Source organism: Schlesneria sp. (assembly GCF_036405755.1).
GTDB classification, from domain to species: domain Bacteria; phylum Planctomycetota; class Planctomycetia; order Planctomycetales; family Planctomycetaceae; genus Schlesneria; species Schlesneria sphaerica.
Window position 1 is genome coordinate 1 of record NZ_DASWWZ010000131.1, and the last position, 7987, is coordinate 7987.

The window sequence follows — 7987 nt, forward strand, 5'->3', positions numbered from 1 at the left end:
CCTGACGGCAACAGTCGTCTTCTGCATGGTGACGTACGGCAGTTACGCGGCGGCCGATGTCAGTTTTGGCAAACAGATCCGCCCGCTGCTGGCCGAACACTGTCTGAATTGCCACGGTCCGGACGAACAGCGTCGTGAGGCGGGGTTGCGACTGGATCAGGAGGCCAGCAGTAAGCAGTCGGCCATCGTGGCCAATCAGCCGGATCAGAGTGAGCTGATCAAACGAATCACGTCGACGGATCCGGATCTGCGAATGCCGCCGGCTGAACATGGCAAGAGTCTCACTGAACCCGAGATTGCACTGCTTCGCAAATGGATTGCCGAAGGGGCGCGATTTGAAGACCACTGGGCGTTTGAGCCGATCCAGAAGCCACCTGTTCCGGAAACCCGATCGTCCGCGTCGACGGAAATTGATCGATTTATCGTCGCCGCGCTGGAAGAGCAGGGGCTTCAGTTGTCGCCCCGGATTTCACGCGAGCAATTGATCCGTCGTGCGACGTTCGATCTCACCGGTTTGCCACCGACGTGGGACGAGGTGACGGCATTCGTTCACGATGCGTCTCCCAATGCCTTCGAGAAGGTGATTGATCGGCTGTTAGACTCACCGCGATATGGGGAACGCTGGGGACGACACTGGCTCGACATTGCGCGCTATGCGGACACGCACGGTGGGAGTGCGATTGGATACACGAAGTTTCCGTTTTCCTACACCTTCCGTGACTACGTCATCAATGCGCTGAATGCCGATGTTCCTTACAACCGGTTCATCGTCGAGCAGTTGGCTGCAGACCAGATCGGACTTCCCGAGAATGACCCGGCTCTTGCAGGACTGGGCTTTTTGACTGTCGGGATGCAGTACCGCAGCGTGCACGACTTGATCGACGATCAGATTGATGTGGTCAGTCGTGGTCTGCTGGGGCTGACGGTCGCGTGTGCCCGCTGTCACGATCACAAGTTTGATGCCATTCCGACGACGGACTACTACGCACTTTACGCGACCTTCGCGAGCAGCCATGCGGTGGAACTCCCTCCCATGATTGGTACTCCTGCAGCGACCGATCAATTCAAGGCTTACGAGAAGGAACTGGCGAAGCGACAGGTTGGTTACCAGGAGATGGCTCGCGATCAGGCGGAAGTGATGCGGACGCGAATCCGGATGCAGGTGGGTCTGTATCTGATTGAACTGGCCAAGGGGACGCCCGAGCAGGATCTGTCTGCGGCGTTTCTTTCCTACCGTACCGACGATGTGCGGCCACTGGTGCTGAACCGCTGGCGCGACTATCTGGCCAAAATGCCCGCCGACGATCCGGTCTTCGGACTCTGGGTGCAGCTCTTCAAGGTTGAGCCTGGTCAATTCGCCGCTCGCTGCAACGAACTGGTTGCCAGCATGAAGGCCGCGAACGGTGATCCGAAACAATTTGCCAACGAGCAAAGCTTGGGACTGCATGCCCCTGCCTGGAATCCGCGCGTCATTGATGCGGTCGAGAAAAAGCAGCCGAAGACGCTGATCGAGTTGGCGGAAACCTACGGTCAACTTTTCGCAGACGTGCATCGGGCGTGGCTCAAGTCACTGCTGGAGACCTCCCTGGCGAGCGCCGTTGGCGCGACGATTCTTCCTGATGAAGATGCCGGCCATGCCGAGATCAACAGTCCCATTGCGCGTCAGTTGCGTCGGCATCTCTATTCAACTGATACGCCGACGGCGATGTCCGACGAGATTTCCGTCAGATTGCTGAATCGAACTGTGAGTGACACGCTGGCTGGCCGCAAGGGCGCTATTCACGATCTGCAATTGAACTCGCCCGGTTCACCCCCACGGGCGATGACGCTGGAAGAATCGAAGAACCCGCCGTCATTCCATGTCTTTCTACGGGGAAATTCACTGAGTCGAGGTGAAGCCGTGCCGGCTCGCTTCCTGACGGCTCTGTCTCACCAGAACGCGCCCGCATTCCGCGACGGAGAACGGCGACTGGGACTCGCCGAGGCGATCGTGGCTCCTGACAATCCACTCACGCGACGCGTGGTTGTGAACTGGGTCTGGCAGAACCATTTCAATCAGGGATTGGTGAGAACACCGGATGATTTCGGGACGCGCGGTTCCCCCCCCACGCATCCCGAACTGCTGGACTATCTGGCGACAACGTTCTCGGACGACGGTTGGTCAATCAAGAAGCTCCATAAGCGGATTATGCTGTCGGACGTTTATCAGCAGGGGGCTGTCGAAAACGCCGAAAGCCGGAACAAGGATCCGCTGAATGAACTTTTGTGGCGGATGCCGCGTCGACGACTGGAGATGGAAGCGATGCGCGATTCCATGCTGGCCGTTTCCGGCGAACTGGATCTGACGCCCGGAGGACGGCCGATCGATCTGAGTGCGGAACCGGTGGTTCCTCGACGCAGCATTTATGGCTTTATCAATCGCGATATCGTTTCGAGTTTGTCGAGTACTTTTGACGGAGCCAACCCGATCACCTGTACGGCCAAACGGCCCGACACGAATGTCCCGCAGCAGGCCCTGTATGCATTGAATTCGGGGTTCATTCAGGACCGGGCGGTCAAGCTGGCCGGACGTGCTCAGGCTGCTGCAACGGATCCGGATGAACGGGTTCGCTGGATCTATCATTCGCTGCTTTCTCGCGATCCTGATGCCGAGGAGCTTCGCGTGGCGCGTGCCTTTGTGGACGCGAATCTGCCTGCCGTCAGTCAGGCCGGGAATGCCAGGTCGCCGGGCGGGGCTGCGGCTGCAGTACCACCTCAAGAGACCAAAAATCCGGTTGATCCTTGGAGTCAACTGGCTCACGCATTGCTTGCTTCTAACGAATTTATCTTTTTGGACTGAACCCATGCAAAATTTTCTACAACCTAATCGGCGTGAATTCCTGGGGCGTTGTGGACTGGGGGTCGGCTCGGTCGCGTTGGCCAACCTGCTGGCCAGCGAAGGGCACGCTTCCACGCAGACTCATTTTCCTGGTAAGGCCCAGCACGTGATTCACGTGTTCCTGAACGGAGGGATGTCGCAGGTCGATACGTTCGATCCGAAGCCGGAACTGACCAAACGAGCGGGGCAGATGTTGCCGTTCGAGAACCTGCAGACCGAACGTAAAACGGGAGTGGCGCTCCCTTCCCCCTTTACGTTCAAACAACACGGTGAAAGCGGGATTCCGATCAGTGACATCTGGCCGAATCTGGCGACCTGTGCCGACGATCTGGCGGTTGTTCGCTCGATGTACGCAGAGTTGCCGAGCCATGAAATGATGCTGCTGCTGATGAATACCGGGCACTCCCGTCTGGTTCGACCCAGCTTCGGGTCGTGGCTGAACTGGGGCATGGGAAGTGATAACCAGAATCTTCCCGGCTTCATCGTCCTCTGTCCTGGGGGGTTGCCGGTCGCCGGAGCGGGGAACTGGCGTTCCTCATTCCTGCCCGGGGTCTATCAGGGGACACTGGTCGATACGGCGCAGACCGATCCGACGCGTTTGATCGAACATATTCGCAATGAACGATTGTCGTCTCAGCAGCAGCAATCGCAGTTTCAGCTGCTGCAGACGATCAACCAGCGTCACCTGGCCTCACGACCGGGCGAAGCGGCTCTGGAAGCGCGGATCGAATCGTTTGAGATGGCGTATCGGATGCAGGTCGAGGCGACGGATGCATTCGATATCAGTCAGGAGCCGGAACATATCCAGAAAATGTACGGGGAAGGGCCACAGAACCGGCAACTGCTGATCGCGCGGCGACTGGTCGAACGGGGTGTCAGATTTGTCCAAACCTGGCACGGTGCGATGCAGCCCTGGGACAGCCATTCCAACATCAAGGACGAACATGGCAAATGTGCCAGTGAGTGCGATCAGGGACTGGCGGCGTTAATCAAGGATTTGAAGCAGCGCGGCCTGCTGGACAAGACGCTGATTCTGTGTACCGGTGAATTTGGTCGAACACCTTCGGTGGAGATGGGGCAGAACGGATCGGGTGCATCGCAAGGTCGCGACCACAACCATTGGGGCTTCTCGCTCTGGATGGCAGGCGGGGGGATCAAGGGGGGGACCATCTACGGTGCTACGGACGACTTTGGTTTCAAGGCGGTCGAAAACCCGGTCTCGGTTCACGACCTTCATGCAACCATGTTGCACCTCTTGGGATACGACCACGAACGATTGACGTACCGGTTCGCCGGTCGTGACTACCGCCTGACAGATCTCTCGGGAACGGTCGTCCGCGATATTCTTGCGTAAGGCAAACGAGCCATACTCGGAGGGGAATACCCCAGAGGGAGAGTACCGGACGACTACGAGCGGACCAGATGTTTTTTTCTTGAGAGAACGGGTTGTGGCTGACGCCGCCCCGGTCGCCGCGATGACACGGCAGCCGGGCGGCGTTTTTTTTGACGGTGACAATGCCTCGCGAATAATCGGGCGGCCTGACGGGTGCACTGCCAGCGCTGGACAACTCTCGCTCCGCAAATTCGCTCCCGTCTTGGGCCGTTTGACAGATCGGGATTTCCGTTCACGGGAATGCCGTCTTGTATTGAAGGGGGGTGGGACCCGACAATATGGCTGGCCATCCAAATCCCCGGCGAATAGGTCTGGGGCTCCCCGGATTCAGGAAATCGCGTGAGCGACTCATCGGCGAGTCGATGCTGTCGGCTGCGGTGGCCGTCGATTGTGGTATCCGCCTGATTTCCGTTGCGAGACTTGCATGAGGGCACTTGACGTGATGGCCCCAACCAAACATCGAAAGCAAAGCGAGAAAAGCTATCCACCTCGCTTCCCTGTGGAAGAGTCACAGGCGGCCTGGGATTTGCCTTTCGCGGAGTATGATCCGCCCGAGTACACGGCGCCTCAGGTATTTGAACATGAAGGGGACTGGGCCGATCCGGCTGATGTCAAAGCGGTGAACCGCCCGTTCGTGACTCGAACCGACCGCGGTGAAGTCCCCGTACGTGTCGATGAAGGGGGGCGGCCATTGAATCCGCTGGGACGGACTGGAATCCGTGGAAGGGGATTGCTCGGCAAGTGGGGGAGAAATCTCGCGGGAGACCCGCTGGTAACGTCGGTCGATCCGGAGACGGGGCGCCTGCAGGTTCTGGTGATCGAGCGGGGGGATTCCGGCGCATGTGCACTTCCGGGCGGGATGGTTGACGAAGGGGAAGCCATTTCCGAGACGGTCGCTCGAGAACTGCGGGAAGAGACGGGGGCGGATCTCAGCTTCCAAAATTCCAAAGTGCTCTATGCCGGGATCGTCGATGATCCTCGCAACACAGATCATGCGTGGATGGAAACCACAGTGCTGCATCAGCATTTGAGTCCGGCCGCGCGGGCCGGGCTCCGATTGAGAGCGGGTGACGATGCTCGCGCGGTCCGTTGGGCCGATGTGGATGAATTACTTCTCGGGTCGATGCATGCAAGCCATCAGGGTTTTGTCCGCCTGGCGCTGCAGGAACTCCAGCAAACCGCTTCGCCCAATTGAGGGAACCGCAATCTTCTTCAGGCTGGTAACCGGGAAGCAGGCCTGGCGAAATAGAGATCAATGTGTTGTGAAAAACGGACGGATCTCATGCGGGTTTGCAGCAGGAAATCAGGCCCAGGTTGGGGGGACTGCGGACGGCGTTGCGGATCGCCTGTGAGCCGTGGTTGTTTTCGAAGGAATGGAGAAACGAAAAGACCGCGCCGTCTGTGATGACGACGCGGTCTTTTCTGCGGATGATCGGCGGTCAATTGCAGGGGACGTTTTGGTCGAGCGACTGCAAATGACGCCTGTCTTTTGCCACCGTAACGGTCAGCCGTTCAGGAACTTCTCGATCGCGTCCAGGCCGGCTTTGATTTGTTCCAGGCTGGTGGCAAACGAGAGACGGACGTAGCCGGGGGCACCGAAGGCGTCGCCGGTGACCAATGCGACGTGAGCGTGTTCGAGCAGGGCGTTGCAGAACTCGGAGGCATTCTGGACCTGGGCTCCCCCCATCAGTTTCTTGCCGAAGCAGGAACTGACGTTGAAGAACGCGTAGAAAGCACCGCCTGGTTCGGCGAAAGTGATTCCGTAGCGTGACCGCCAGGGTCGCATGCGTTCCATGACGTAGTCGCGCCGTTTCTCGAATTCGACCCGCATTTCTTCAACGCTGTCTTGCGGACCATTCAGTGCTTCCACGGCGGCATACTGGCTGATGCTGCAGGGATTCGAGGTTTCCTGGCTTTGGAGGTTGTCCATGGCCTTGATGACTTCGACGGGACCGATGGTCCAGCCAATTCGCCAGCCGGTCATGGCGTACGCCTTACTGACACCACTGACGATAATGGTCCGGGCGGCCACGTCCGGTCCGAAGCTGGCAAAGCAACGGAATTCGGCCCCGGGATAGATCAGCTTTTCATAGATTTCGTCGGAAAGGACGAGGATGTTCTTTTCAACGGCGACTCGCGCGAGGGCCTCGAGTTGGGCAGCGGGATAAGTTGAACCTGTGGGGTTGGAAGGATTGTTCAGCATCAGCAGCCGTGTTTTCGGCGTGATGGCATTGATGAACTGTTCAGGTGACATACAGAAGCCGCTCTCTTCGGTCGTATCGACGAGCACGGCGGTGGCACCTGCCAATTCGACCAGCGCGCTATAGCTGACCCAGTAGGGGGCCGGAATGATGACTTCGTCACCGGGGCCGCACAACGAGGCGATGACGTTATGAATCGAATGTTTGGCGCCGTTCGAGATGAGAACCTGGCTGGGACTGAACGTCAGCCCGTAGTCTCGTTTGTAGGCAGCGCAAACCGCGCTCTTCAATTCGGGGATCCCGCCTGAAGGGGTGTAATGCGTGTGTCCGGCGTTCATCGCGGCAATGGCGGCATCGCGCACGTTGGCCGGAGTATTGAAGTCCGGTTCCCCCAAGGTGAAGTCGAGGACGGCGATCCCTTTCGACTTCAATTCCTTCGCTTTGGCGGCAGCCGCCAAAGTGGCTGAGGGCTTCAATTTTCGTAGCGCGGGGGACAGGACGATGGATGTCATGGAAACTGTTTCTGCGGACAAAAGCAAAGGTCGATCAGGAGACTCAATTCAGGCGAATTGTTCTACCCCCGGCAAGGGGAGTCAAGGCTACGGCCGGTTTCGCCCGTTCCCGCCGCCCCGAGTGGTTGCGGTTGTTAACGTTTTCGTCAGCTTGACGTCACTGGGACGAATCGCTGCTGAGAAAACCAGTAAAGTTTCGGAATATTCAGAATATTCCAATAAGTTTACCGCATCGTGCACGCTGAACAAGCCGATGTACTCTGTGTTGAAACGTGAGACTTATAACGAACGTGCGGACAGAATTTGTCGATACACGCAGACGCAAGTCTCGTTCGCACGCAACGTAAGTCGCGGAATAGGTTCACCGTTTCAGTATCTCTTGCGGATATTCCGTCGATGCGAAATTTGATCAGCGGACCTTCTTACGGGCGGACGCCTGAACCCGAGCCTCGTCATCTGTCTCAAGCAGAATTGGCTAAAAAGAAGCAACAGGCCAAGCCTGGTGTCGCGAACGGTTACGTCAACGACACACCCACTAGTTTATTGAAGTTGCGTAATGACCAATTTGAACAAACTATTGTCCAACAACAGATTCCGCTTGACGCAATCGCCGAACGGTTTTACGATCGAACGCACTGGGTGAGTGGTAAGTTTCAAGGACGAAACACTACTCAGAGATAGAGTGTCGCGTTTTCGAGTTGTTTCTCTTGCTAGGGTGCCAAAGAGAGACAGCGAGTTACCAAAACCGGTACCCAATGCCTCCCCCCCACAAGGAGCCACGGATTATGGCTACGAAGAAAGCTGCCCCTGCTAAGACAACCGATAAGGCCCCGGCAACCAAGGCTGCTAAGGCCGCCAAGCCAGCCAAATCTGCCAAGGCCAAGCCAGCAACGAAGCCTGCCGCGAAGGCAACCAAGGCTGCCAAGCCCGCCGCGAAGAAGTAAGCTTTGCGACATCTTTACTACAGCAATCCCAGCAGGCCGGAACTTCGTTCCGGCCTGTT

At 57.7% G+C, this 7987-nt stretch carries 5 protein-coding genes; 4 read left to right on the top strand and 1 reads right to left on the bottom strand.

Features of this window, described 5'->3' with window-relative positions; all coding sequences use genetic code 11:
• From VGE80_RS04455 to VGE80_RS04465, 3 genes are all read left to right on the top strand, one after another.
• The coding region (locus tag VGE80_RS04455) for a PSD1 and planctomycete cytochrome C domain-containing protein (protein ID WP_440591815.1) at positions 1 to 2839 on the top strand (2839 nt) is incomplete at its 5' end.
• A gap of 4 nt (positions 2840 to 2843) precedes the next feature.
• Positions 2844 to 4232 (top strand): DUF1501 domain-containing protein, encoded by a 1389-nt coding sequence (locus VGE80_RS04460; protein ID WP_373653162.1) that lies wholly within the window; start codon positions 2844 to 2846, stop codon positions 4230 to 4232.
• Between the two features lie 481 nt (positions 4233 to 4713).
• Complete coding sequence (locus VGE80_RS04465) at positions 4714 to 5466, top strand: NUDIX domain-containing protein (RefSeq protein WP_440591816.1); 753 nt, start codon at positions 4714 to 4716, stop codon at positions 5464 to 5466.
• Positions 5467 to 5775: 309 nt separating this feature from the next.
• Here the strand turns inward: VGE80_RS04465 and VGE80_RS04470 are convergent, their stop codons facing one another.
• On the bottom strand, positions 5776 to 6984 hold the full coding sequence (locus tag VGE80_RS04470) for a pyridoxal phosphate-dependent aminotransferase (RefSeq protein ID WP_397569191.1): 1209 nt from the start codon (positions 6982 to 6984) through the stop codon (positions 5776 to 5778).
• Positions 6985 to 7769: 785 nt separating this feature from the next.
• Between VGE80_RS04470 and VGE80_RS04475 the strand changes: the two genes are divergently transcribed.
• Entirely contained in the window at positions 7770 to 7928 is a 159-nt protein-coding gene (locus tag VGE80_RS04475; RefSeq protein ID WP_397569192.1) for a hypothetical protein, read from the top strand.
• Positions 7929 to 7987 lie beyond the last annotated feature (59 nt).

Coding starts and splice junctions, on each gene's coding strand:
- VGE80_RS04465 (WP_440591816.1), top strand. CDS start 4,714: ATGGCCCCAACCAAACATCGAAAGCAAAGCGAGAAAAGCTATCCACCT.
- VGE80_RS04475 (WP_397569192.1), top strand. CDS start 7,770: ATGGCTACGAAGAAAGCTGCCCCTGCTAAGACAACCGATAAGGCCCCG.
- VGE80_RS04460 (WP_373653162.1), top strand. CDS start 2,844: ATGCAAAATTTTCTACAACCTAATCGGCGTGAATTCCTGGGGCGTTGT.
- VGE80_RS04470 (WP_397569191.1), bottom strand. CDS start 6,984: ATGACATCCATCGTCCTGTCCCCCGCGCTACGAAAATTGAAGCCCTCA.